The 25898-nt window shown below is 65.4% G+C and carries 23 protein-coding genes; 8 read left to right on the top strand and 15 right to left on the bottom strand.

All coding sequences use genetic code 11. The features are described from left to right. Nucleotides 1-11 precede the first annotated feature (11 nt). The 3 genes from NL115_RS01600 (at nt 12) to NL115_RS01590 (ending at nt 2813) form a co-directional block, all read left to right on the top strand. Entirely contained in the window at nt 12-1109 is a 1098-nt protein-coding gene (locus NL115_RS01600; RefSeq protein ID WP_254831482.1) for a glycosyltransferase family 4 protein, read from the top strand. Nucleotides 1110-1134: 25 nt separating this feature from the next. Further along, nucleotides 1135-1443, top strand: coding sequence for a hypothetical protein (locus tag NL115_RS01595; protein WP_254831481.1), 309 nt, complete (start codon nt 1135-1137; stop codon nt 1441-1443). Between the two features lie 116 nt (nt 1444-1559). Further along, entirely contained in the window at nt 1560-2813 is a 1254-nt protein-coding gene (locus NL115_RS01590; RefSeq protein ID WP_254831480.1) for a hypothetical protein, read from the top strand. Nucleotides 2814-2853: 40 nt separating this feature from the next. On the opposite strand, the gene NL115_RS01585 is transcribed toward NL115_RS01590, so the two are convergent. Together NL115_RS01585 and asnB (NL115_RS01580) are read right to left on the bottom strand one after the other, a co-directional pair. After that, nucleotides 2854-4059 carry a hypothetical protein gene (locus NL115_RS01585; RefSeq protein WP_254831479.1) on the bottom strand — a complete coding sequence of 402 codons (1206 nt, stop codon included), beginning with the start codon at nt 4057-4059 and terminating at the stop codon, nt 2854-2856. Nucleotides 4060-4114: 55 nt separating this feature from the next. Next, on the bottom strand, nt 4115-6034 hold the full coding sequence (gene asnB / locus NL115_RS01580) for an asparagine synthase (glutamine-hydrolyzing) (RefSeq protein WP_254831478.1): 1920 nt from the start codon (nt 6032-6034) through the stop codon (nt 4115-4117). 100 nt (nt 6035-6134) lie between these two features. On the opposite strand from asnB (NL115_RS01580), the gene NL115_RS01575 reads away from it, so the two are divergent. Beyond that, nucleotides 6135-7244 carry a glycosyltransferase gene (locus NL115_RS01575; RefSeq protein ID WP_254831477.1) on the top strand — a complete coding sequence of 370 codons (1110 nt, stop codon included), beginning with the start codon at nt 6135-6137 and terminating at the stop codon, nt 7242-7244. Between the two features lie 15 nt (nt 7245-7259). Here the strand turns inward: NL115_RS01575 and NL115_RS01570 are convergent, their stop codons facing one another. From NL115_RS01570 to NL115_RS01535, 8 genes are all read right to left on the bottom strand, one after another. Next, a complete protein-coding gene (locus NL115_RS01570; protein ID WP_254831476.1) occupies nt 7260-8081 on the bottom strand; it encodes a class I SAM-dependent methyltransferase in 822 nt (273 codons plus the stop codon). 31 nt (nt 8082-8112) lie between these two features. Then, nucleotides 8113-9969 carry an asparagine synthase (glutamine-hydrolyzing) gene (asnB, locus tag NL115_RS01565; RefSeq protein WP_286667561.1) on the bottom strand — a complete coding sequence of 619 codons (1857 nt, stop codon included), beginning with the start codon at nt 9967-9969 and terminating at the stop codon, nt 8113-8115. 68 nt (nt 9970-10037) lie between these two features. Beyond that, nucleotides 10038-11150: a glycosyltransferase family 4 protein gene (locus NL115_RS01560; protein ID WP_254831475.1), complete on the bottom strand. Its 1113-nt coding sequence runs from the start codon at nt 11148-11150 to the stop codon at nt 10038-10040. A 741-nt stretch (nt 11151-11891) separates the two neighbouring features. Beyond that, nucleotides 11892-12617: a class I SAM-dependent methyltransferase gene (locus tag NL115_RS01555; protein WP_254831474.1), complete on the bottom strand. Its 726-nt coding sequence runs from the start codon at nt 12615-12617 to the stop codon at nt 11892-11894. Nucleotides 12618-12643: 26 nt separating this feature from the next. Next, nucleotides 12644-13696, bottom strand: coding sequence for a glycosyltransferase (locus NL115_RS01550; RefSeq protein ID WP_254831473.1), 1053 nt, complete (start codon nt 13694-13696; stop codon nt 12644-12646). 157 nt (nt 13697-13853) lie between these two features. Continuing rightward, entirely contained in the window at nt 13854-14036 is a 183-nt protein-coding gene (locus NL115_RS01545; protein WP_254831472.1) for a hypothetical protein, read from the bottom strand. A gap of 291 nt (nt 14037-14327) precedes the next feature. Further along, on the bottom strand, nt 14328-15188 hold the full coding sequence (locus NL115_RS01540; RefSeq protein WP_254831471.1) for a glycosyltransferase domain-containing protein: 861 nt from the start codon (nt 15186-15188) through the stop codon (nt 14328-14330). Nucleotides 15189-15627: 439 nt separating this feature from the next. Beyond that, the gene (locus NL115_RS01535; protein WP_254831470.1) at nt 15628-17418 is read right to left on the bottom strand and encodes an ABC transporter ATP-binding protein; all 1791 of its coding nucleotides are present in this window, start codon (nt 17416-17418) and stop codon (nt 15628-15630) included. A 170-nt stretch (nt 17419-17588) separates the two neighbouring features. Here NL115_RS01535 and NL115_RS01530 point away from each other — a divergent pair, with 170 nt between their 5' ends. The 3 genes from NL115_RS01530 to NL115_RS01520 are packed head-to-tail and all read left to right on the top strand — an operon-like array spanning nt 17589 to nt 19309. Next, nucleotides 17589-18053, top strand: a complete 465-nt coding sequence (locus tag NL115_RS01530; protein ID WP_254831469.1) for a dTDP-4-dehydrorhamnose 3,5-epimerase family protein — start codon at nt 17589-17591, stop codon at nt 18051-18053. Then, nucleotides 18050-19123: a glucose-1-phosphate thymidylyltransferase gene (locus NL115_RS01525; protein WP_254831468.1), complete on the top strand. Its 1074-nt coding sequence runs from the start codon at nt 18050-18052 to the stop codon at nt 19121-19123. The genes NL115_RS01530 and NL115_RS01525 overlap by 4 nt, the downstream gene beginning before the upstream one ends. 3 nt (nt 19124-19126) lie before the next feature. Beyond that, complete coding sequence (locus tag NL115_RS01520; RefSeq protein ID WP_254831467.1) at nt 19127-19309, top strand: hypothetical protein; 183 nt, start codon at nt 19127-19129, stop codon at nt 19307-19309. A gap of 21 nt (nt 19310-19330) precedes the next feature. Here NL115_RS01520 and rfbD read toward each other — a convergent pair whose 3' ends face one another. Further along, the gene (rfbD, locus tag NL115_RS01515; protein WP_254831466.1) at nt 19331-20209 is read right to left on the bottom strand and encodes a dTDP-4-dehydrorhamnose reductase; all 879 of its coding nucleotides are present in this window, start codon (nt 20207-20209) and stop codon (nt 19331-19333) included. Between the two features lie 52 nt (nt 20210-20261). Between rfbD and rfbB the strand changes: the two genes are divergently transcribed. Next, on the top strand, nt 20262-21176 hold the full coding sequence (rfbB, locus tag NL115_RS01510) for a dTDP-glucose 4,6-dehydratase (RefSeq protein ID WP_254831465.1): 915 nt from the start codon (nt 20262-20264) through the stop codon (nt 21174-21176). Nucleotides 21177-21241: 65 nt separating this feature from the next. On the opposite strand, the gene NL115_RS01505 is transcribed toward rfbB, so the two are convergent. From NL115_RS01505 to NL115_RS01490, 4 genes are all read right to left on the bottom strand, one after another. Then, complete coding sequence (locus tag NL115_RS01505; protein ID WP_254831464.1) at nt 21242-23101, bottom strand: asparagine synthase-related protein; 1860 nt, start codon at nt 23099-23101, stop codon at nt 21242-21244. An 81-nt stretch (nt 23102-23182) separates the two neighbouring features. Then, nucleotides 23183-24280, bottom strand: coding sequence for a sugar-transfer associated ATP-grasp domain-containing protein (locus NL115_RS01500; protein ID WP_254831463.1), 1098 nt, complete (start codon nt 24278-24280; stop codon nt 23183-23185). Then, on the bottom strand, nt 24277-24789 hold the full coding sequence (locus NL115_RS01495; protein ID WP_254831462.1) for a GNAT family N-acetyltransferase: 513 nt from the start codon (nt 24787-24789) through the stop codon (nt 24277-24279). The genes NL115_RS01500 and NL115_RS01495 overlap by 4 nt, the downstream gene beginning before the upstream one ends. Next, nucleotides 24786-25862 carry a ketopantoate reductase family protein gene (locus NL115_RS01490; protein WP_254831461.1) on the bottom strand — a complete coding sequence of 359 codons (1077 nt, stop codon included), beginning with the start codon at nt 25860-25862 and terminating at the stop codon, nt 24786-24788. Before NL115_RS01490 ends, NL115_RS01495 begins: the two co-directional genes overlap by 4 nt. Between the last annotated feature and the right edge of the window lie 36 nt (nt 25863-25898).

The following is a 25898-nucleotide window of genomic DNA, read 5'->3' as shown; positions in this document are numbered from 1 at the left end:
ATACCGGTGTGATGCGTATCCTCCGCGTCGCGCAGAAGGTCTATCCCGACGTGAAGGGCGGCGGGCCGTACCATGTCCACGCGATGTCGCGTGACCAGGCCGCGATGGGCCACGACGTGACCGTCCTGACCGTCGGTGAGTACGGCAAGGCGCGGCGCGAGGGCTACCAGATCATCCGGCGCCCGGCGACGCTCTCGGCGCTCGGGAACGACATCTCTGTGGGCGTAGCGCGCTACCTCCGCCGCCACGCCGGCGCGTTCGACGTGCTGCACGCGCACTCGCACCTCTACTTCTCGACGAATCTCGCAGCCGTTGCACGGCGCCTGGGCGGACCGCCGCTGGCTATCACGAACCACGGCCTCTACTCCCAGACCGCCCCCGAGAAGGTCTTCGACGCGTATCTCCGGACGGCCGGGCGGTGGACCTTCGACCAGAGCGAGGTGGTGTTCTGCTACACCGAGGAGGACCGCGAGCGCCTGCGGGGGGTCGGCGTTACTGCGCCCGTCGAGGTCGTCCCGAACGGGATCGACACGTCGCGGTTCACGCCTGACGGGGCGGTGAGCGACCGCCTCCCCGACGGCGAGCCGGTGGTCCTCTTCGTCGGCCGCCTCGTCGAGGGGAAGCGCCCGGGTGACGCCGTGGCGGCGCTGGACCGGCTTCGCGAGACCCAGCCCGACGCGCGGCTGGTCGTCTGCGGCGACGGGCCGCTGCGCGGGGATATCGAGACCGATGTCGGCGAGCGAGGCCTCGAGGACGCGGTTGTCTTCCTCGGACATGTCCCCTACGACGAGATGCCGCAGCTGTATCGCGGCGCGGATGTGCTCGTCCTCCCCTCGCGCGCCGAGGGACTCCCCCGGACCGTGCTGGAGGCGCTCGCCTCCGGGGTTCCCGCGGTCGTCAGCGACCTCGAACAGGTCGCCCCCGTCGTCGAGGGAGTCGGGCAGGCGGTTCCGGTGGGTGACATCGAGGAGTTCGCTGCCGCGTTGCGTACCGTGCTCGCCGGCACCGACCGCGACCCACGGACGGCGGTCGTCGACGACCATGACTGGGCGAGTACGGTCGAGCGGACGACCGCCGCACTCGAACACATCGCCGACCGCAACGGCTAACGGGGTCCACGTGCCTCGGTCGGACATGGACCTGCGGGAGACCGTCCAGGGGTCGGCGCTCTACCGAGCGGTTGCGACGCTCCGGGAGCGAGCAGCGGACAGTACGGCCGTCTCGCTCGCCACGAACGAGCACGTCCAGCAGGCTATTATCGGGGTGGTGCTGGTGGTGAGCGTCGTCTCGGTGCTCCGGTCGAGCATGAACGCGGCCGTGAAGTTCCTGAGTTTCGTCGCCCTGTTCGCGGTGACCGCGGCACTGGTGTGGTCAGTCGCCGACCCGCTCGGTCGCGGGCGTGCTGCCGACGACGACATCGAGCCCCGCCCGCCGGACGAGTAGGTCGGTGGGAACGCAGCCGCACAGGCACCGATTGGAGCGGGGGGATGAGGGACGCCGATTAGCGGTGAACTGACCTTACGATGGAACTATGAGCGTTGCTGCAGCCACGTCGGAACGTGTCGAAGACGGACTCCGACAGCGGTGAACAGTCAGCGATTACGCAAGGTGACGGCTGGCGGGGGCTCCGTTCCAATGGCAGGGCTCTGTTCAGAGGACTGCTGCTGGTCGTGTTCACCCTCCCGTTGCTGTACGTTGCGCTGTCACTGGGGTGGCGTCCGCTCTCGGCGTGGCAGTCGACGCTCGTCGAACAGTCGAGCGATCCGGACAATATCGTTCGGGGGGCCCGAGCAGTCGCCAGTAGTGCGAACGTGTACGCCACGGTCGATCCACCGCTTCGATACGTTCCACTGGCGGTCCTGTTCGTCATATTCGATCCAGGGACGTTCGCGGCACAGGCGCTCACGCAGACGTACACGACGGTTCTCAATTTCGTCGTGCTTCCACTTACCCTCGCCGCTCTGCTGTGGCGGGTTGCGGACTGGGAGTCCGCGTTCCTGACCCTCCTGGGGTTCATGGTCTGGCAGTGGCTCGGCATCACGGAGAATGCCTACTACGACGGGTTCTGGCACTACGTCTTCGTCTTCCCGCTCGTGTTCCTCACACTGTTGTTGCTCCACGACTGTCTGCAGGAGGAGGACACGATCCACAGACGGCTCCGAGCCACTGGAGTCGGCCTGCTGGTCGGTGCAATCGGACTGAACCAGTACGTCTACGGCGCACTCACCGCACTCGTCATCTTCGTCGCGTTCGTCTTCCATCGCCGCTGGGTCGACCTGGGGCTCTCCGGGAGCATCGGCGCCCTCTGTGGGGTCGCGTTGCTGCTTTCACCAGGACGCACGAAATCCTTCGTGGCCCAGAGCGCGATAGGCCGTCTCGGTATCGAGCAGTGGTCGCTTGCGGTACTGGCCTCGGGCGTCGTCGATGTACTGACGACGCCGAGTTACCTCCTGTTCCTCCTCATCGGACTCGGCGGGGGGGCGCTGTTCATCGTCTCCGAGCGGCGGGTCAGTGATACAGGAGTCATCGAGGCCTCACTGCTCGTCTACGGAAGCGTCGGCATCGTCGCGACGCTTCTGGTGCATCCTCGATGGTTCGCACAGCTCTCGATATACGTCTTCCAGTACCTGATTCTCGGAACCGTTGTCACGCTGGCGCTCTCTACGCTCCGCGACTTACAACCGCCTGGCTGGTCGTACGTCGAGCGCTGTCTCTCGTCACCGTTGCAGTTGCCGTGGGCAGCAGTCTGGGCCGTCACGTGGGTCATCGCCGCGGCAGCGAGTGTCCTCCTGATACCGATTCAGGCTCCCTGAACGGTCGCGCACTAGCCGGAAATCAGCCACCGATACCCCATCAGGTCCGATTTGTCGCGGCTGATCGTGTCGACGACCCGTGCGGTGTGACGCCGACCAGACGGGCCGCCCACCGCTCTATCGTCGGCGCCCCGAGGACACACAGCATGAAGGTGAACGGGACACGGTGCCGGACCGTCGTCCCGAAGTTGGTGTCGACGAGGCCGTAGCCGACGATGCCGAGGGCGTACGTCGTGAGCACCAAGACGAGGACGGCGAGGTCGCGCTCGCACTCCCGGGCCGACCGGTAGGCCGCGACTGTGAGAGCCACGAGGACGGGGAGCAGCAGGACCGAGACCAGATCGAACGCCGACGTGACGTGGAGCGGGAACGGGGCGTACTGGAAGTAGAGCGCCCGGGCAGGTGCGGCGAGGACGACATCGAGGCTCGTCTCGTAGCTGAAGCCGTCGAGGTAGGTCGCGCCGCCGACGGTACGCCGCTGCAGGCGCTCCGCGAACGGTGCGACGGGGATTCTCGGAGTGATGAACGGAAAGACGGCAACTGCCGGGGGCGCCGCGAGTGCGACGAGCCCGCGGAGCGTCACCGGGCGCTCGGCCACCGTATCGATGGCCCGCACCGCGGCACCGGCCATCCCGCCCAATAGGAGGATCGCCCCCAGCTCGGGTCGGAGAAGACTCAGCGCACCCCACAGCGGAATCCCGATGACGGCCGGCCACATCTCTCCGTCGTAGGCCCGTGCGACCGCAGCGAGCAGGCTGAAGAACAGGAGTACACCGAGCGCATCCCGCATCGGAATCGTCAGGAAGACGAACGGGAGCGGGAGAAACAGCACCGTCGCGACGAGGCCACGGGTCGTCGACAGGCCGGGGTAGAGCCGTCGTGCGAGGTCGGCCGCGGGAAGCGCGACCAGTACGGCACAGAGGCTGTTGAACACCGCGACGACGGTCGGGTCGGCGCCGAAGACGCTGTAGAGGACGGCCTGCGCCCCGGCGAAGGAGTTGATGGTCGGGTTTGTCGGCGGTAGTTCCCCGTTCAGGATGAGTACCGCCCGGTAGTGGAACCGACCGATGTCCCAGGTGTAGGGGAGCCGCGGAAGGACGAGGGAGCCGAACGCCACGTGCCCGAGGAGCGCGACGGTCCCGGCCCCGGCGTACCAGTGGTTTCCGACCCATCGGGTGGTGGCGAGGAAGACCGCGAGGACCACGGCCGTCGCCGCGAGGACCGCGAGCATCTCCTGGGGCGTCATCTATCCGACCGGCGTCACCACAGGGCGATATATCCGACGGTCGCCGGACGAACCGTCAGCCATCGAGGCCGAGCGGGACCCCCCGTTTGCGAAGCCGGCGCTCCCAGCGGCCGTAGACATAGACGCTCCAGAGGAACTTCGCGTGGTCGGCCCGGCCCTCGCGGTGTGCGTCGAAGACCTCGCGCACCGTTCCCTGGTCGAGGAACGGCGCGTGGATGGAATCGAGCGCCTCGTGGAAGTCGTCGGCGAGTGCCCCCGTCAGCCACTCGCCGATGGGCATGTCGAAGCCCTGTTTCCCGCGTTCCTGGATACGCTGTGGGAGCACGTCGTCGAACGCGCGTCGGAGCACGCGCTTCTGCTCGCGGGCATCGATCTTGTGACTCGTCGGAAGCGAGAGCGCGTACTCGACGACCTCTCTGTCCAGGAACGGCACCCGGACCTCCAGCGAGGAGTCCATCCCCGCGAGGTCGACCTTGTGGAGCATCTGGTTCGGGAGGCCGAAGCGGGTGTCGACCGCGAGCATCCGGTTGAACTCGTCGCCCTCGGGCAGCATCCGACGGGCGTCGCGATGGGCGTCCTCGAGGTCGTCCCCAGCACGGCGCTCCGGGTCGAGAGGGGCCACGGCACGGGCGGCGTCATCGTCCGGGAGACGGAGCCACGCCAGGTGGCGGGCGACCGGGTCCGGCTCTGAGCCGCGCCGGAACTTCCGGGCCTGCCGGCCGAGTTCGCCGACCCTGGTCGTCCGGTCGACCGGAGCCGCGCCGAGCAGCCGGTCGACCGCTCCCCGGACTGGTCCGGGCAACGCGCGGTAGTACGTCGAAAGGTGCTCGCCGCGGTACTTGCTGTAGCCGGCGAACAGCTCGTCCGCGCCGTCGCCCGAGAGCGCGACGGTCACGTCGCGCGCGGTCTCGCGGGCGACCACGCTCGTCGGGACGAGCGACGGGTCCGCGAATGGCTCGCCGAGGCGGTCGAGGACGCCCGGGATGGCCTCGCGCACGTCGTCCGGCGTGACCGTGTACTCGTAGTGGTCGGTCCCGTGGTACTCTGCGACCTCCCGGGCCGCCCAGGACTCGTCGAAGCGGGCCTCGTCGAAGCCGACCGTGAACGTCCGGACCGGCTCGTCCATGAGGTCGGCCATCGTCCCGACGACGATGCTGGAGTCGAGGCCACCCGAGAGGAAGGCGCCGAGCGGCACGTCGCTCATCAGCCGCCGCTCGACCGCCCGCTCGACGCGACGGTGGAGTTCGGTCGCGGCCGTGTCCAGCGAGGGATTCCGGGGCTCGATGGTCGGCTGGTAGTAGCGGCGGCGGTTCACCGAGAGCGAGCCGTCGCCGCGGCCGCCGTCCTCGTGCTCGACCACGGCGAGTTCACCGGGTCGGAGCTTGGTGACGTTCCGGAACGCCGTCCGGGGCGCCGGGGCGAAGCCGAGACAGAAGTAGGTCCCCAGCGCGGCGCGGTCGAGTCCCCCGAGGTCGATGTCGGGCTCGAACAGCGCGGGGAGCTCGGAGGCGAACGCGAGCCGGTTCCCGTCGCGGGCGAGGACGAGCGGCTTGATACCCATCCGGTCGCGAGCGAGTACGAGGCGCTCGCGGGCCGTGTCCCAGAGTGCGAACGCGAACATCCCGTCGAGTCGGTCGACGAACGACGGCCCGTGCTCCTCGTACAGGTGGACCAGCACCTCCGTGTCTGCGTCCGTGCGGAAGGTGTGGCTGGTCGAGAGTTTATCGCGGAGGTCGCGGTGGTTGTAGATTTCGCCGTTGAAGACGACCGCCACGGTGCGGTCCTCGTTGAACATCGGCTGCTGGCCGGATTCGGGGTCGATGATGGACAGGCGGCGGTGGGCGAGTGCGACCGGCTCGTTGACGTGGATGCCGGCGTCGTCTGGGCCCCGGTGGGCCAGGCAGTCGTTCATCCGCTGGAGGGTGTCCTCGTCGGGGAGCGAGGAGGGATCGAGGACACCCGCGATACCGCACATGGGTCGTCGGAGGCGGGGGGGCCGGGAGAAGGTTTCTGTCCCGTAGTGCCGTCGCGACGACTCCGAAGGCCTTTGCCCGCCCCTCGACACAGGTCGGCCGATGACGGCGACCGGCGACGACCGGACGCAGGTCTGGTATCTCATCGGGACGCTGGCCGTCGGAGGGACCGAGCGGACGCTGATCGATTTGGTGAACGGCCTGGACCGCGACCGGTTCGCCCCGACGGTGTTGACCATCGCCGAACCGGGGCCGCTCGCCGACGAGGTCGACGACGCGGTACCCGTCCGGTCGCTCGGCGCCGCGAACAAGGTCGACCCGCGGCCTGCCCTTCGACTCGCACGCGCACTCCGGCGCGAGCGCCCAGCCATCCTGCAGTCGTTCCTCTATTTCGACAACATTCTCGCCCGACTCGTCGGGCAGGTGAGTCCCGGGACGACGGTCGTCACGGGTGTCCGTGAGGTCCCCGAATCGTTGCCACGCCACCGCGACCTCGTCGACCGGGCGACGCTCGGACTCTCGGACCACGTCGTCTCGAACTCGGAAGCGGGTGCCGAGTGGATCATCGAACGGGGCGTCGATTCCGACCGGGTGTCCGTCATCCGGAACGGACGGGACGTGGACGCCTACGACGTGTCCGAACCGGAGGGGCTGCGAGCGGAGCTGGGACTCGGCGATGGACCCATCGTCGGGACGGTCGGGCGGCTGGTCGAGCGGAAAGGGCACCACGACCTGCTTGAGGCGTGGTCCGCCGTGCTCGATGCACATCCCGATGCCGAACTGCTGCTCGTCGGCGACGGCCCCGAACGGGACGCGCTCCGGACCCACGCCGAGCGGCGCGGGGTCGCGGACTCGGTCCACCTGCTCGGCCGACGTGACGACGTGCCCGAACTGCTCGCGCTGTTCGACCTGTTCGTCTTCCCCTCGCACTACGAGGGACTCCCCGGGGCGCTCTTGGAGGCGATGTGTGCCGGGCTGCCCATCGTGACGACGCCTGTTGACGGGTGTGCGGAGCTGGTCATGGACGGGGAGCACGGGGTTCACGTACCACCACGGGCCCCGGCGCCTCTCGGGGAGGCGATTGCGGACCTGTTGGCGGACCCCGAGCGGACCGCGGCACTCGGTCGAGCGGCCGCGCAACGAGCCCGCGATGAGTTCGGTGTCGACTCGATGGTTGAGCGGATGGGGGCCCTGTACGAGAAGGTTCGATGAGCCGTCCACCCGGAGCTATTCCGATTTCCTGTCGAAGACGTAGGTATTGACGGCCGTCGGAAGGTCTGCTGGAACCTCCGTGCGGACATGCTCGAACGTCTCGGCATCGGTGATGTGGTTCTCGACCGCGGCAGGCGTCGCGTACTCGAACGGCAGCCCACCCAGCCAGTCCCGGATATCGTGCCAGTACTCCATCCCCCGCTCCCGCCGGTAGCGCTCGAGATACGTTCGGGGGTCCTCGCGGCTCAGCAACGTCCGGATCGAGAGGTGGGTCAGGCCGTAGCCGCGAACGGCGAGTGCCTGTGCCGGCACGGGCAGGCGATTGTACACCCGCTTGATGCGGGTCGACAGAACCGAGTCGTACAGCGCCTCGTCAGGGGCGACCTCGTTGTAGATGCCGAGACACAGCCGCCCACCCGGGGCGACGGCGGCGGCCGCGTTGTCGATGGCGTCCCACATCGACCCGGTGTGGTGAGCCACACCCCAGCAGTAGACACGGTCGAACCGACCCAGCGAGCCCATGAAGTCCGTATCGAGGAGGTCACCCTGCACCACCGCCCACTTCCGGGGGCTGGCGTCGTCCTCGTCACGCAGCCGTCGACAGCAGGCCACGGAGTCCTCGTCGTAGTCGAAGCTGACCACCCGCGAAGCGCCCAGCCGGTGGGCAGCGAGCGAGAACAGGCCACTGCCACATCCCGCATCGAGGAACGTCCGGCCGCGTAATCCGTTCTCGCCGAATACGTCCTGGAGTTCCCGCTCGGCCTGCTCGATTCTTTCGTCGTCTAGCTCCTGGAGGAACGATTCCCAGTTCTCGCCGAACGCGAAACGCGCTGTCACTGGCCGTACTCAGCGACACGGGGGAGAAATATCATTCGTCATCGATGAACCGCTCGTACCACCCCTCGAGCATGACGAGGTCCCAGATACGGTAGCCGTGGTCCACCTCGCCGTCGAGGTGTTCCGTGAACGTCCGCGTGATTCCTGACGCATCGAACGGCTCACGGCCGCCGAGCCACTCCAGTTTCTCGCGGCCGAACGCGCGAAGGTCGCCACGGAACCACTCGTCGATGGGGACGCCGAACCCCTGCTTCTCCCGGGTTAGGACGGGGTCGGGGAGGAGGTCCTCGAACGCCCGCTTGAGGAGCCACTTCTTCTTCCCGCGGCGCCACTTGTACTCGGCCGGGACGCGGGCCGCGAACTCCATGAACCGGTGGTCGAGGAACGGTGACCGGACCTCCAGCGAGTGGGCCATGCTCGCACGGTCGACCTTGACGAGCAGGTCGTCCGGGAGGTAGGTCTGGATGTCGACGTGGGTAATCTCGTCCATCCGGGTGGGGCCATCCGTGCGGGCGAACGCCTCGCGGAGGTTCCGCAGTTCGTCGTCTGGGGCCGGCCCGTCCCAGACCTGCTCGACTTGGTCGCCGAGCGCGTGGCAGATGTACGCAGCATACTGCTCGACGTCGTCGCCGGCAGCAGCGTCGAGGAACCGCTCCATGTCCTGTGCCAGCTCCCCCTGACCGACCGCGGACGCGACCCGTGGCCCACCCGTCTCCGCGGCAGTCCGGAGCCAGCCGGGGAACCGCCCCGCCCGGCGCGTCAACCAGTCGTACGTGTACCGGTCGTAGCCCGCGAACGTCTCGTCCCCGGCATCGCCCCCCAGCGCGACCGTCGTGTCCCGAGCGGCAGCCCGGGAGACGTAGTAGGTCGGGAGCGCCGACGGGTCGCCGAAGGGCATCTCGTACTGCTCGATCAGCTCCGGGAACACGTCCATCGCGTTCGGCTGGACGGTGTACTCCGTGTGGTTCGTGTCGTACTCGCTGGCGACTTCGCGGGCGAACTCGAGTTCGTCGTAGGCCGCCCTGTCGAAGCCGATAGAGTAGGTGTTGACCGGCTCGTCGGCCAGGTCGCTCATCAGGGCGGTGACGATCGAGGAGTCGATGCCGCCCGAGAGGAAGACACCCACAGGCACGTCGCTGCGCATCCGCAGCCGGGTGGCCTCCCGGAGTTCCTCGCGCAGTCGTGCCGCGAGGGCGTGTGGCCCGGCGTCGAACTGGTCGGCGAAGGAGAGTGACCAGTACTGCTCGCGGTCCATCCCGTCCTCGTCGACGACAGCGTACTCGGCAGGGCCGAGCTGCTCGATGCCCTCGAAGCCCGTCTTCGGATGCGGCGTGTACTGGTAGGTGAGGTACTCCCGGATGGCCGAGAGGTCGGGGGCGGCCGGGACTTCGGGATCGGCGAGGAGCGTCTTGATCGTCGAGCCGAACCAGAATGCCTCGTCCGTGTTCCGGACGAAGAGCGGCTTCTGTCCGAGGCGGTCACGCGCGAGGAACAGTCGCTCCTCGTTCTCGTCCCAGATACCGAAGGCGAACATCCCGCGGAGGTACTGCAGGCAGTCGATACCGTGCTCCTCGTACAGGTGGAGCAGGACCTCCGTGTCTGTCTCTGACCGGAAGGGGTAGTGGTCGGCCCGGTCGCGGAGCTCGCGATAGTTGTAGATCTCCCCGTTGAAGACGATGTGGACGCTCCCGTCGGCGCTGGCCATCGGCTGGCGGCCCGCTTCCGAGAGGTCGAGGATGGAGAGCCGGGTGTGGGCGAGGAGGGCCGGCCCGTCCGCGTACACGCCCTCAGCATCTGGGCCGCGGTGGTCCATGCAGGCGGTCATCGCGTCGCCGATGCCCGGGTCCAGGCGGGAGGTGAACGAGAGCTTACCGCCGATGCCGCACATTGGTCCACCGGAACGTGAGCAGGGATATCCAAGCTTCGGTCCTCGAACCGGGGGCGGCCCTACAGCGGCTACCGGAGTGCGGCCCGCAGGGCCTCGGCATACTGGGTGGCCGTCTCGGAGATGGTCAGCGTCGCCTCGAACTCCTCCCGAACGTGGTCGCCGAATACACGGCGACAGTCGACAGAGTCGTCCAGCATCTGAACGAGCCCTGCTAGCGTCTCGAACTCACCGTGGGCGAAGCCAGCCTCCTGACCCCGGAGGAACCGTGAGGGGTCGATATCCAGACTCAGGACGGGGGTCCCGTACCGCCACGCCTCGAGGAACGTGTTCGGGAACCCCTCGTGTGCCGAGGTGCTGACAAGCGCTGTGGCACGCCGATACCACTCGTGAATCCGATCCGGATTGACCCGCCCGAGGTTGGTGACGTTGTCGAGTTCCGATGCCCGGCGTGCGATTCGTTCGTTGTACGCCTCCGACGACCCGTCCGGGCCGGCGAGGACGAACGCACAGTTGGAGAGCGCTTCGGCCAGCTGCAGGAAGCGGTGCGGGCGCTTCTGTGCCCGCTCCAGCCGGCCGACCCAAAGAAAGTACTCCCGGTCACCGTACGGCGTCTGCTCCTCGGCAGGCGAGTACCCGTTTGGGACGACTGTGGCATCGACCCCGAACCGCTCCCGGAGCCGGCTCCGCTGGTACGGGGTCTGTGCGATAATCCCGTCAGCATCCTCGAGCGACCGTCGGAATAGTACCGACAGCGGCGACGAGAGCTGGTCCGGATGCGAATCGACGTTCCGGTCCGCGGCCAGATTGTACACCCACCGCGTTCCGAGTAGCCGGGCCATGCCGTACGTGACGGCAGCCTTCCGGGGGAACCCCCGATAGACGTACACGTCGGCGTCCGCGCGGCGCATTGCCCGGAGGAGCGCCATCGTTTGCCACCAGACAGGGTCCTCTGACGGGGTGTACGCACGATGGAGCGTGATACCGTCACGGTACACCGTCAGGGGCTGTCCGTAGTCACCGACGACGATGTGGATATCGAACTCCGACTGCAGCTCCTGACCCAGGAGGTAGAGCTGTCGTTCCGCGCCCCCCGGTGCGATATCCGAGTCGGGAACGAAGTAGCCGTAGGCAGGGAGCGAGACGAAGCAGACGGCGTCGTCGGTGTGTACTGCCGGACTCATCGGTTCAGATCAGGACACCCGATCGTAGCGCCTGGAACTCCGGAGTCGGTAGCGTCCGAGTCCTGCATCAGAGACGCCATTCGTTGGGAACGGTTTCGAGAGCGGCGAGAACTATCCGAACTGATTATCGAAAACTTACGCCCGAGACGCTCGCCAGTCTTGACTCCGGGCGTATCTGACCCGATTTCGGTGACGGAGGTGAGTGAAACTGCCCTGTCTAGTTCACGGACGCAGCTGAATATGGCCGCATGGAACCACTCTTTCCCCAGCACGCTGAGGTGGTCTTCGCTGAGGACTTCCTCCTCCTCGTGATTGGGCAGCAGGCTGTACCTCATCCCAACCAGAACCGTGGAGACCCGTGACAGGAGCCCCGTCATGCCATCCTTTTGGGGCTCGGTTCGTGCGTTCCAGACATTTCGACTCCACCAAGCCGAATCCATCGGCGACTGAAGGACCGGGGGAGTGATAGCGTTGGTGGACTTCGGCACTCGCCCGGAACATCAGACGGAGAGTCCATCATCGAAACAGAGTCGGCAGAATCCACCACCTAACGTCGGTGGGTCTAGGTGTTGATCGTCAACCCATCGAAGCTGTTGACGGTCAACTGAGCCTGTCGCGCCGCGAGAATGCCGTGAATCGGGTGGCAAAGCTTTGGACACCCTATCTCCGGACAATGACTTCTTCTCCGGTAATCTGGGTCGACGAGGAGTATCGAACTCGATTAGTAGCCGACTATGGTGCCTATGGTTTCACAGCGGCTATCACGTGAATATCGAGACGTCGACAGGTTTCCTCTTGATTCCTATCGGCTACGGCCTTAGAGTGTATCTCGTATCCCATCGTCCGCAGTTCCGATTCGACCGTCTCAGAAGGTGCGTCGTACATCCCGTGTGTCTCGACGAGTATCGTCCGGGGTCGGTTGTCGAGGGCAGGAAGGATTTCCATTTCCGTCCCCTCGCAGTCCAGTTCCAGCACGTCACAGTCCGGGAGTTCGTTCGGGGCGACGGCGCGGGCGTCCCCACGGTCCCCGCGAAGACTCCGGGGTTCACCGACCACCGCGTGCCGCACCTGCACCCTGTCGGCCACGCCCTCGCTCTCGACCACCCGCCGGATGAGGTCGACACTGCTGGCTGCGCCCTCGTACACGATGACGGACCCCTCGGTCGTCACCTTCTCTGCAGCCGCCAGGGCCGTCACCCCGTACCCCCCGCCCACAATCACGACCTCGTCACCCGCCCGAACATGCTCGTTGATGCCGTCGATTAATCCGGACTCATAGCCGGGTCGGTCCGCTTTGACTTTCACCCACGGTACTGACCCGTCGAACAGTCGATTGATTGGCATCCGGTAGCGGTTCAGACGCACGTCCCGCGTCGGGAGGTGTGGCCGCACGTGTCGGAGATAGAGGTATGGCAGACTCTTTTCGAGTATCGCTCGGAATCCGCCGTCTGCGTAGGTCTCGCGCACCTTCCGCCCGAACGATCGGTCACTCATCAGAGATACCTCTGCAGTGTTCCAACGAACTCGGTCTGTCGCTGTTCCGTCCAGAACTCTTGCGCGCCGACAGCGTCGAACGCGTTGGCGGACAACTCCTCCCTGAGGAGAGGATCCACGACCAACCGCGAGAGGTATTCTACCCACTCCTCGTCGCCGTCCGCGTGGAACCCGGCCTCGCCGTGGGCGACGATATCCCGGAGCATCTCCACCGGTGTGACGACGACCGGCGTTCGCATGCCCATGCACTGAATGACGGAGGTGAACCCGCCCTTCGCCGAGGACCACTCGTCGTGCGTCAGGGGCCGGATCGCGATGTCGAATTCGCGGAGGTGATTGAGTTCCTCGTCCAGCGACCACTCACGATAGAAGACATCGGTCCCGATTCGGTCCGCGAACGGCGTGTACTCTCGGTCGGCCGAGGTGACAATCTGTAGCTCGGCCTCCTCGTACCGGTCGAGTACGGTCGTCACCGGATCGTGGACCCGCCGGAGGTACCAGAGGTTCTCGGGGTTTCCGATCCAGCCGATTGTCACATGGTCGGAGTCATCCTCGCCCGCCTGTTCAAGCGCCTTGACACACCGGTCGCGGGGAATCGGCGTCGGAATCGAGTGAACCTGCGTTGCGAACTCTTCTGCGTACTTCGTGAGCCGTGGGTTTCCGGTCACCACTCCGTCAACGAGTCCGAGGGTTCTTTCAAACAATTCCGGCGGGTCCACGTCGTCCTCGTCCTCCCATGGTGGCGCCGCGTAGACCGCGTCATCGAAGTCGTATAAGACGGTCGTGAGCCGGCTGAGCGCCCGTACAAGCGGTTCCGGGAGGAGAACCTTCTGGATGTACACGATATCGTACTTGCGTGCTGCTCGCAACAGTTTCATCGCGTAGTACGCCTTGTCAACATACCAGTTAGAGGTGAAGACCCGGTCCCGGTTCAGATCAACGCGATAGCTGAGGCCGGCGTCGTTAAAATAGGGTCGGTAGTTGAGGACTCGATAGCGGGTACTCGCCGTTTGCTCGTCCCCGAAAGTGACGAAGAGGACCTCTCCTGACACAAATACTGGTGCGAGAAGGATATATTTAGCGACTGCGATAGGAAACTGTACACCTGCGGGCCGTAATCAGGTGCGATATCGTCCGGATGAGACGGGATTAGGCACGTATTCGACTACGTTCGACGGTCATCAAAGTCCCACCGATCCCGAGGACGCCTCAAACCGGATTGATCGTTTCTGCCTCAGCGACGTAACTGGCCCTTGATAATATGACGAAGCGCCGTTCGTGGCCGAGCGCGAAGACCTCTCCGCGGCCGAACTGGACCGTCTGATGAAGATTCTTCAGGATGAGTTCCTCCCGGGATAGGATGCCAGCCGGACAATCTGGATCTGGTGTCATATCGCCCGACTGTTCGGTGAGCGATTGCCCGATTAGGAAATGGTGCTCTCGCCACACCCGAACCGGAAACGCGTCTACGAGGAGGCGAGACCTGTATCAAGAGCATTGAACACGCCTTCGAGAGGTAGGATGATGAATCGCTTCGTTCTCGAATAGTTTCAGCCACGTCCAGCTATCTACACCTCGGTCATGGATTTGAATACTTCGCAGCCTATCACAACTCACACCGACCTTAGCGCGGTTGTCAAGACGTTCTAGAAGTGCACAGTACCGTGCATACTAAATCAATCTTCACTGAGAGAGTTTGCGTCGAATTCGGTAATAGAGCGTATCAATCCCCTCGATGAAACCGATACGCAAAGCTTGTATGAAGTAAAATATGGCTGTGTACAGACTGTTCTCTCGGCGATCTACACGGATGTTCATCCAATAATCCCAGATATACCTTCGCCAGTCGGTCGGATTATGAGGATGTATCTCAAACATCTCTGACCCCCATACTGGTTTTTGAATGACGCGAATATCGGTGTTTTCTCTCCAGAGGATGTAGTTTAGGCTCAATTGATCTCTGTGTGTCTCTCTACTCAGCTCGGACCACCACTCAGACATGAGCTCAACACAACTTGATGAGTTGTGTTTCCGGTAAAGCACTCGATTGGTCGTTAATTCCTGCTTGTCCGGAAAACCTTCCACGAAATACCGCCCCAATTGACGGTATACCTGGTCTGGAGGGGCCAGGTGGTATCGGACTACGCTCTCAGCTTCCTCTCGTACGTTATTGTTGGTAGAGTGGTGGTGGGCAGCGATAGAGTAGTTATCGAGATATGTGTGGCAATTTTCCACCAATTCAGATACAATCTGGATATTTCCATCGATATAAATGCTGTATTCGTAATCTGGGAGTATCTTGTGAGGATGGAGTTTCAGATACCGGTTCAACCGAGCTGGATTCACAGAGCTATCCGAGTCCACTTCCACAATATCCCAAATATCTGACCGCAATTCCGAGTCGTCGGTAAAACAAATATAATCTGCGCCTTCTTCACAGATTAATGGGTCGATTAGCGTATCGTAACTGTCGAAAATCGCGGTGTACACAACCGTATCTGCATCCGATTCCGCTGTGTAGCCTTTCTGTAAGTCAAGTTCCATGGGTCCGTGCTGAATGAGTCTCGGTTGGTGGTCGGCTAGTTGAGTACCGAGCAATTAAACCTATGACAAATGTATGCGAGGCACGGTGGATGGTGTAGAAACATAGTCACTCCATGTCAAACCGACCGATGCAGCGGCCCTGTGGGGGTATTTCTTGAGTACTGGGGGTTTTCGGTTGGAAACCATCGATATCCTACTATCCTTCTCATGTCCTGGGATCATCCGGTCCCCATACCACCAGACGAAAGGCCGCATAAACCACTTAATCTGCCCACAGGTACATACAAACGTCAACATCTACGACCGAAGAGGGAATCACTCAGTTGAAGGCAGACGAGATAGTTAGTTCACCGGGGTGAGTCGTTCTCTGAAGCGTGTAAAAAGATTCTTCTGCCTCAATTGCCCTGCGAGAGGCGGCTGGGTAGCACAAGAAGGGCGGTCAGCCCTGGGTCTGCGTCGCGTATAGGTTGGCGTATTTACCGCCCTGCTCGACCAGCTGGCCGTGTGTCCCGACCTCCTCGATCCGGCCATCGGTCATCGTGTAGATCCGATCGGCGTTCACGACCGTCGACAGGCGGTGTGCAATCACGAGCATAGCGTAATCGCGGTCCATGGCCTCGATCGCCTCGTGGACGGTCTCCTCGATGTTCGAGTCCAGATCGCTCGTCGCCTCGTCGAGCACGAGCAGGTCGGCGTCCTTGAGGAGTGCTCTGGCGATGGAGACCCGCTGGCGCTGCCCGCCCGAGAGCTTCACGCCCTCGTCACCGAGCACGGTCTCGTAGCCGTCCGGCAGGTCGTCGATGAACTCGGTGATCTGGGCGATTTCGCAGACCCGCTCGAGATCCTCGTCGGTCACGTCCCGGGCCCCAATCGTGATGTTGTACCGGAGCGTATCGTTGAACACGTACGGGTTCTGGCGGACCACGGAGATCCGGCTCCGCCAGTCGGCGACCGGGAACGCCCGGATCGGCGTGCCGTCCGCCAGGATCTCCCCCCCGTCGGGCTCGTACATGCGGGTGAGGAGTGAGACGATCGTCGACTTGCCGGCCCCCGACGGTCCGACGAAGGCCACGAACTCGCTGCGGTCGAACGAGAACGAGATCCCGTCGAGGACCCGTTCGCCCGGTTCGTAGCCGAAGGAGACGTCGTCGAACCGAACCCGTTCGACCGGGGTCGGAACCGGTTCGTCGCCGTCGCTCGGCTCCTGCTGGTCCTGCAGTTCCGAGAGGAACGTCTGGGTCCGGACGAGATGTGGCAGCTCCCCCTCGAGCTGGTAGAGCGCATCGTTGAGCGTGCTCACCCGTGGTGCCAGACGGAACATCGCGAAGAGGAACACCCCCAGGCCGGCGAGCGAGAGCGAGGAGAACCGGAACGCCCCGTAGATCAGCGCGAAGACGGTCAGTGCCGTCGCGAGCTGGTAGAACTGATCTAGGGCCGCCTGGTTCCGCCGGAGCTGGATGGAGGAGTCGGCGTACTGCTCGACCGCCTCATCGAAGTCGGTGAACAGTTCCCGCGACATCCCGAAGAGCTTCACGTCGCGGATCCCCTGCATCCCGGCCTGGACGGCCTTCTGGACGCGCTCGTTGGCTCCCGCGACCCGGTCACCGACGTCGTATCCGGACTCCACCAGCCGCCGCAGCCCGAACAGGACGACGCCGAGGATGACCCCGGAGGCGAGGGTGAACACGGGGGCGAGGAGCAGGGCGATTCCGAGGTACATGGCGCTGAGCAGCCCCTGCTCGACGAGCTTGACCACCCGCCTGATGACCCGTCCGGCGTACCGTGCCTGGGTCACGATGGTGTTGAGGATGTCGTCGGTGCCCTGGTCGTCGAAGTAGCCGACCCGGGCGTCGAGGGCCAGGCGGAACGATTCCGTCTGGAGGTGCCGAACGTACCGTGTCATGAGCATCGCCTTCAGCCAGGCGACGAGGAAACTCGACGTGTACCGCGCGACCATCACCAGCCCGACCCCGAGGATGATGTACTCGAGCGTGAACGGAAGACCCAGCACGCCGTACGCGGTCACGAACACACCGATGATGCCCTCCTGTGGCGGGGAACCGCTCGACTGCGCCGTCTCGATTATCGGGAGAAGGAAGCTCAGGCCAATCCCCTCCAAGACGGCGGCGAAGAGGCTCAGGGCGATGATCCCGGCCGTCAGAGCCGGCCGATACCCGGCGACCTCGCGGAGGGCAGCGAGCCGCTCCCGCGTCGTGATGTCTTCGCTCATGGTGCCTGCGAGAGGAGGGCGGTTCCCGCCGTTGTGCGTCTGGTTCCCTGTTGAGACATAAAACCGGTGCGGAAGACCGCGGGGGCCGGCCCCGTTCTCGGGTGGGGCCGCACCGGCCTGGCCTCGGAACAACTACAACGTCGGGGAGACACGCAGCGAGCGAAGGAAGAATGATCGAGGGTGTCGAAGTCCGTGATCTCCAGGTCAACGCCGACGAACGTGGCCACCTCGTCGAGGTGTTCCGCGAGGACTGGGACCTGTACGATCCGGAGCCGGCGATGTCGTACTACTCGCTCTCCTATCCGGGCATCATCCGCGCCTGGCACCGCCACACCCGCGGTCAGGTCGACCACTTCGTCTGCCCCTCGGGACGCATCAAGGTCGGCATCTACGACGAGCGCGATGACTCGCCGACCGCGGACGAGCTGAACACATTCGTCATCGGCGAGCACGACCAGCAGGCCGTCCGCATCCCGGGAGACTGCTGGCACGGGTTCAAGGTCGTCGGCGACGAGCAGGCGATGCTGCTCAACTTCCCGACCACCCTCTACGACTACAAGGACCCGGACGAGGAGCGGCTCCCGTACGACACGAACCGCATCCCGCTGGACTGGGAGGAGGAACCCCACGGATGAAAGGCGTCGTCCTCGCGGGCGGCACGGGGTCGCGGCTCCGGCCAATCACCCACACGGGTCCCAAACAGCTCGTCCCGGTCGCGAACAAGCCGGTCATCCAGTACGGCATCGAGGACCTGCGTGACGCGGGCGTGACAGACATCGGTATCGTGCTGGGTGACAAGGGACGGGACGAGATTCAGGCGTTCCTCGGCGATGGCTCCGAGTTCGGCGTGGATATTACCTACATCATCCAGGGGGAGCCGCTCGGACTGGCACACGCCGCTGCGTGTGCGCGTGACTTCGTCGGCGGCGACGACTTCGTGATGTACCTCGGCGACAACATCTTCCACCAGGGACTCGCCGAGATGGTGGACCGCTTCGAGTCGGGCGACTATGGCGCGAGTATCGCGCTCCAGCGTGTCGATAACCCGCGACAGTTCGGTATCGCCGACGTGGCCGACGACGGTACCGTCGAGCGACTGGTCGAGAAACCGGACGACCCCCCGAGCGACCTCGCGCTGGTCGGCGTGTACGTGTTCTCACCGGCCGTGTTCGACGTGATCGAGGACCTCGAACCGTCCTGGCGTGGCGAACTGGAGATCACCGACGCAATTCAGGGGCTGCTCGATTCCGGTGCCGCGGTCGACTCGCACGTCGTTGAGGGCTGGTGGAAGGACACCGGGAAGCCCGAAGACATCCTCCACGCGAACCGGCTCGTGCTGGAGGACATCGAGTCGGCGCTCGATGGGGAGGTCCACCCCGACGCGGACGTGACTGGTCGCGTCGACCTGGCCCCGGATGCGAGCATCGAGGCGGGGGCGGTCGTCCGGGGGCCGGTCAGCATTGCCGACGGGTCCGTCGTCGGGGCCGACACCTACGTCGGGCCGTACACCGCCATCGGCCACGACACCCGTGTCCGTGGCCCCCACATCGAGAACAGCGTCGTCGTCGGCGAGAGCGAACTCACCGCCGACGTGCGACTCATCGACTGCCTCCTCGGCCGGGGCGCCACGGTCGGGAGCGCGGAGGACCTCCTCCCAGAAGGCCACCGCCTCGTCGTGGGGGAGAACTCCAACCTGAAACTCTGAACCATGCGCGTCGAGACGTACACCTGTCCAGAATGTGGCACCGTCGTGGCCGCGAACGTCCTCGAACGTGACCGCCGACTCAGATGCCCGGGACGCGACTGCGACAACGTCCTCTCGTTCGAGGACCTCCCAGAGGACGTCCGCGAGCACTACGAGCGCCATCCCGACCGCTATCGGATGGCGTGACGGTCCTCCGCCCGGCGACACCTACAGAACGGCGTCCAGGTCCGCCTCCAGCGTCGGCTGCTCACGGCCCAGCCGGTCCTCGACGCGCGTCACGTCCAGACAGGTGTTCGACGGCCGACGTGCGGGGCGGTCGAGAGCCGTCGACTCGCTCTCCACGAGCCGATCCTCCGGGACGCCCCTGCGGTCGGCGATCCGGTGGCCGAAGTCGTACGGCGTCACGCACGAGCGTGCCGCGACGTTGACGACGCCGGCGGCCTCCCGTTCGAGCAGCGACAGGATTGCCTCGGCCGCTGCCCCCGCTCTGGTCGGTGTCACGCGCTGATCCACGAACAGGGGGACCGCCTCGCCCGTCTCGAGCCGGTCCATCACCCAGGCGGGGAAGCCGGTCAGCTCGTCGGTCGCCCCGTGTCGGCCGTAGACGAACGACAGACGTGGGACGAGCGCGTCCGGCGCCGTCTTCCGTGCGGCCCGTTCGCCCTCGAGTTTCGTCCGTCCGTAGACCTGAAGCGGCGCCGGGTCGTCGGCCTCGGTGTAGCGACGCTCTGCCCTCCCGTCGAAGACGTAGTCCGTGGACACCTGCACGAGGGCGGCGCCGGCGTCCGCGCTGGCCGCGGCCAGTTCTCCCGGCGCATCGGCGTTGACCGCGGCGGCCCGCTCTGGGTCCTTCTCGCACCCGTCGACATCGGTCATCGCGGCGCAGTTGACGACCGCATCCGGCTCGCTGGCCCCGACGACCGCCGCGACCCGCCCGGAATCCGTGATATCCATCTCGGTTCGGTCGTCACCGATACCGGGGTCGGTCCGGTGGTATGTCGCGACCGTCTCGTGGCCGGCAGCCATCGCTCGTGCGACGAGCGTGCTGCCGAGCAGTCCGGTCGCCCCGGTGACCAGCAGTCGCATAGGTGAGCGGCGTGACCGGCAGTCATTTGTCTTGCGCTCACCAGCCGAGGGTATGGAACTGCTGGTGACTGGTGGCGCCGGCTTCATCGGGTCGAACTACGTGCGGCACGTACTGGAGACGACCGACGCCGAGGTGACGACGCTGGACGCACTCACGTACGCCGGTGACCGCTCGAGCCTGCCGGAACACGAGCGCCACCGGTTCGTGGAGGGTGACATCACCGACCGGGCCCTCGTCGACGATCTGGTCGCATCGGCGGACCAAGTGGTCAACTTCGCAGCCGAATCCCACGTTGACCGTTCCATCGACGGTGCAACACCGTTCGTCCGGAGCAACATCGAAGGGGTGGCAACGCTGCTCGATGCTGCCGTCGAGCACGGGGTCGACAGGTTCGTCCAGATATCCACCGACGAGGTGTACGGCGAAATCGAGTCCGGCGAGTTCACCGAGGAGGACCGTCTCGAGCCGCGGAACCCATACGCGGCCACGAAGGCCGGCGCGGACCTGCTGGCCCGGAGCTATCACGTCACCCACGGCGTCCCCGTCGTCATCACCCGCTCCTCGAACAACTTCGGCCCCCGACAGCACCCCGAGAAGCTCATCCCGAAGCTGATACGTCGGGCCGACGCCGGTGAGACCCTCCCAATCTACGGCGACGGTTCGAACGTCCGCGAGTGGACCTACGTGGACGACAACTGCCGGGCGGTTGAGGTCGTCCGACGTGATGGGGCGGCCGGCGAGATATACAACATCGGTTCCGGCGACGAGCGGACCAACATCGAGGTCGCGCGGGCTGTCTGCGAGGCGGTCGGAGCCAGCGACGAGCTCATCGAATTCGTGGAGGACCGGCCGGGGCACGACCAGCGGTACGCGCTGGAGACGGCACGGATCAGGGACCTCGGCTGGCGCCCCGAGGTCGCGTTCGACGAAGGCCTCGCCCGTGCGGTCGACTACTACCTCGGTTGACGCCCTCGCCGCTCTGAAGGGTGGGTGCTGGTCGGACGACTTCTACACCCCGAGCCTGTCCACAGTCACTCCAGTTGCCCGACGACGCGCTCGGTGACCGGCATCTCAAGCAGCGTCAGCAGCCCGTACAGCTCCTTGTACCGGTCCGCACCGTCCATATGATCCCGATAACACGCCAGGGTTCCCTCCCAGTCGAGGAACGGCAACGCCCGAATCGTCTCCTCGTGACGGTGGAGTGCCTCCGGGACGAACGATGTCTCCCGCACGAGTTCTGGGATGTCCGGCCAGGAGCCGTGCGAGAGATGCGGCTCTGGGGGTTCGTTCACCGGAAGGTACGCGTCGTGGAAGCGGACGGCCAGGTCACCGAGGAAGTGGGCCGCGAACGGCCAGTCGATGGGGACGCCGGTGTCCGCATACCGGATGGCCGCCAGATTCGGGTCGAGCCGTTCCATCGCCTGGTGGATGACGTTCCGCCGTGCGAAGTACCGGGTCGGCATCGAGAGGTAGAGGTCGACCAGCCGGTTGTCGACGAACGGGCTCCACGCGGGGCAGTGCTGGCGGAGGCTCTGCAACAGGAAGAGCACGCTTCCGTTCGTTCGCGGGGTGAGCGCGCCACAGATGAACAGCTCCTCGGGCGAGCCGTACCGGACACCGTGATGGTCGATGCCGCCTTGGGAGGGATGAATCTCCTCGTGGAGCGTCGCCTCGACGTCGACGGAGTCGGCCAGGAACTCGTGGGGGTCGTCCAGCCAGTAGTCGATGTAGGCCTCGATGCTGTCCATCGGCTCGAACACCGGAAGGAAGACGGTACCGACGGGCCCGAGACGGACCGAGCGACGGGGGAAGCTGTAACCGTTGCAGTTCGTGTCCGCGAAACTCGCAGTGATCATCTCGTCGACCTCGGGCCGGATGCGGTCCATCATCACCTCGGCGTGGGCCTGGTCGAACCGGCCGACGAAGTTCGACAGTCGGGGAGTGCGCTGCAGCGACCGCTCGTGGTACTCGCGGTCCCGTTCGAGCAACGTGAAGTCGACGCCGGCCGTCCCAGCGACCGCTTCGGCGGTGCGGACCTCCCGGTTCCGCCAGTCGCCGAGCGTGTACGCCGCGACATGCTGGCGCTCCGTCTCGTCCATCGCCGCCAGGGCCAGTCGGGAGTCGGCCCCACCGCTCAGCAGCAGTCCGTACTCCCGGTCCGGATGCAGGCGCTCGGAGACGGCGGCACGGAACCGCTCCGTGAACTCGTCGACGAAGTACGAGAACGACCGGTCCTCCGGGTGGTAGCGGGGGACCCAGTACGGCTCCATCGCCAGGTCGAGCATCCCGGTGTCGACCGTCGTGACCGCGCCGGGATGGAAGCGGTGCGTGTCCGCCAGCGGCGTCCGGGTGCCGAAGGTCCGGCAGCCGCAGGCGAGGAACTCGGCGGCGAGCTCGGGGTCGAAGGCCGGTTCGACGGCCGGATGCCGCGAGAGCGACTGGGCCGCCGTCGAGAAGACGAACGTCTCGTCGTCGGGCTGACAGTAGTAGGTGTCCCGCAGGCCGAGTCGGTCGGTGAAGACCGAGAGTGTCCCACCGTCGCGGTCGTGGAGGACGACGACGAAATCCCCGTTCAGCCCGGTGACGAATCCCTCCCCGAGTTCGCGGTAGAGTCGGGCACAGTAGGCCGCGGTGGACTCGGCTGTCCGGTCCCTCGGGTGGTAGCCGTTCTCGCGCTCGACCCCGAAGACGGACCCCCACACCCAGAGGTGCGTATCGCCCCCGACTCGTACGGGCTGGTCGGCCTCGGCCTCCGCGGTGAACGCCCCGAAGACGGCCACGTCGCCACCGTCGTACGTCGCCGTCGTCTCCTCGCCAGTCCACTCCAGGTCGGATGCGACACGGTGCAGATGCTGGGTCCCCTCCCCGATCACCCCGCAGAGTCCGGCCATTGAACGAGTCTGAACGGGATGTCAGTAATCAGTATCGGAGGTCGTATCGGACTCGGCGGTGGGGCTCCTCACGGACGACGGTCACTCGCGGTCGAAGAGCGCCCGGAAGGTCGGGTCGTCAAACAGGCCCGATTCGAACTGCAGCCCCACCTTCGAGGGCCGCGCGTTCGCCTCGATGAGGACTGGACCGTCGGCCGTGACCGCGACATCCCAGCCGACAAGCGGGGCGTAGCGGTGCAGCCTCGCTGCCTCGCGAACGAGTTCGCGGACCCGCTCCCAGTGAGGAACAGTGACACCGGCGACCTGCGCTCCAGTCACCGGATGCCGCTCGCGCGCCGACCGGGTGGCGCCGTCCACGAGGAGTAACCGTTTCAGCCGTCCAGTCGCCACATCGACGGGAACACAGTATCCGCCCCGAGACCAGTTGTCGGTCGGGGCCGACGTTTCCGAGCCGAACCGGTGGAGTGCACGGAACACCTCGGCCTCGCCTGTTCGCCGGTCGAACACGCTGTGGATACGGAGCGTGTTGGTCGCGTCGGGGAAGATAGTCGCCGCGTAGTCGTGCTGCTCCACGAACTCGGTGACCAGGTACTCGTCAAGCCCCGCCAGCCGGTCTTTAAGCGCGGAGCGGTCCACTGGATCGCCGTCGAGAACGATTCCCTCGCCGGTCCGTCCGAGGACGTGAACCCCGGACCCCTTCGCACCCCGTGTGGGTTTCAATACCAGCTGGTCGACCCGCTCGAGTACAGCCAACAGGTCGTCCTCAGTCGCCGCCTGGGGTCTGAACACCCCTCGGTCAACGACGCCATACAGCTCCGGCAGAGCCGGGAGATGCGGCTCGGTCAGCAGCTGGAAGGTGTGCTTGTTGTGGAGAGGTACGATATGGCGGTGGTTGAGTTGCCGGATGGGGTCGACCGACTTCAGATACCGGTCTGGATCAACGTCCGGGTCGTCGAGCCCCAACCAGAGATACGCGTGCGCGCTGAGGCCCAGGCGGGCCGCCCGCAATCGCGTCTCGAAGGGATAGCCCCGCCCGCGGTCCCACTCGAGCATCTGGGCAACCGAGTCGCAGCGCTCCTCGAACCGCTCCCCGCAGTACCGTGCCGTGGCTCCGACCGTCCGGATGAAGCCACGACCGGACCAGTAGTCGAGCGCCTTCCGGAGCAGTCCGGTCGTCATCGCCGGTCGACCCGTTCAGCCCACGCCTCCAGATCGAGTTCGAGGACCGTCCACTCGTCAACGTCGGAGAGGCTGAAGTCGTGTTTCTTCGGGTTCGTCCCGACCCGCTCGTAGCCGAAGTGCTCGATGTACCACTCGATGGTCCCCGGGCGGTCGGTCTCCGTGCGGACGGTCTCGATGCCACGGGAGTACATCTCCTCGAGACGAGCCGCCTGCAACCGGTAGCCGAGCCCCTCGCCGCGGTAGTCTGGGGTGACGGCCATGCTGGCGGTTTCTGCGAGCGTGTCGTCATGGACGATGTAGCTCGCTGTCCCCACGATATCACCGTCGTGTTCGGCGACGAAGGAGTTCTCGACGCGAATCTCGCTCCGCTCGGCGTCATCGCGGTCCGTCTTCGGCGCCATGTCGTACTCGTCGAGGATGTCCATCGCGGCCGAAACGTCTGCTTCGTGCATCTTCCGGATGCGGACGGCGGTGTCGGTCTCGTCGGTCCCGTCGGTGTCGGTCATGGTGATATCATTGTCTCGTCGAGCAGTCGTGTGAGACGGTACACGGTACGGATGGTGGGGACGGACCGATCGGTGAGCTCGGCCAGCTCGATGACAGCCCCCACCAGAGCCTCGAGTTCGAGGCGGTTTCCGCGCTCCACATCCTGTAGCATCGATGTTCGGTGGGCACCGACCGCCTCGGCACCCTCGATACGGTCGTCGATAGAGCGACGAAACGAGACGCCGAGCGCTTCCGCGACCGTCTTCGCCTCCTCCATCATCGCCCGCACCAGCGCCCGTGTCTCCGGGTTGCGACAGATCTCCGCGAGCGTCGCCCGCGTCAGCGCGCTGACCGGATTGAACGAGAGGTTACCCAGTGCTTTGAGCCATAGCTCCGACCGGACATCGTCGAGGACCCGGGAACGAAGACCGATCTGCCCGAGCAGGTCGGTGACGCCTCTGACCCGAGGAGTCGTCGCGCCGTCGAGCTCGCCGACGGGGAACCACCGGCCCTCCGTGTGTCGGACGACACCTGGTTCGGCGATGGTCCCCGCCGCGAAGGGGACACAGCCCACGACCTGTTCGGTATCGACGTGGCGCTCGATGACCCCCTCCGGATCCACAGCCTCGATGCGGTGGCCGTCCAGGTCGCCACCGAACCCGTGGAAGTACCACCATGGGATGCCGTTCAGTATCGGGAGGACGACCGTCTCCGGGCCCACGACGCGCGGAATCATCGGGGCGACTGTGGGCAGGTCGTAGGCCTTCACGCCCAGCACGACGATGTCCCGGGGCTCGGGGACCGACACGCTCGAGGTTACATCGACATCCTCGATGCGACGGCGCGTTCCATCGGGGTCGACCAGCGTGAGGCCTCGGTCCGATATCGTCCGGCGGTGTGCGCCGACATCGATCAGGGTCACGTCCGCCCCTGCCGCCGCCAGTCGTCCACCGAGGAGTCCCCCCATCGCGCCTGCCCCGATGATACAGGCATCGATCGATGCTGGCTTCTGCCAGTCGACGCTTGGCGATTTCCGGTCGCAAAACTCGGTCTGCCTGTTCTGCTCCCCGCTGCCGCCCCCCGAATCACTCATTGCAGTCTCTGTTCAGTCCCTTTCCGCCCCGGAACA

This window comes from Haloglomus salinum (assembly GCF_024298825.1).
Taxonomy (GTDB): Archaea; Halobacteriota; Halobacteria; order Halobacteriales; family Haloarculaceae; genus Haloglomus; species Haloglomus salinum.
Note: the sequence above shows the minus strand (reverse complement) of the source record. Positions and strands in the feature narration are given on the sequence as shown.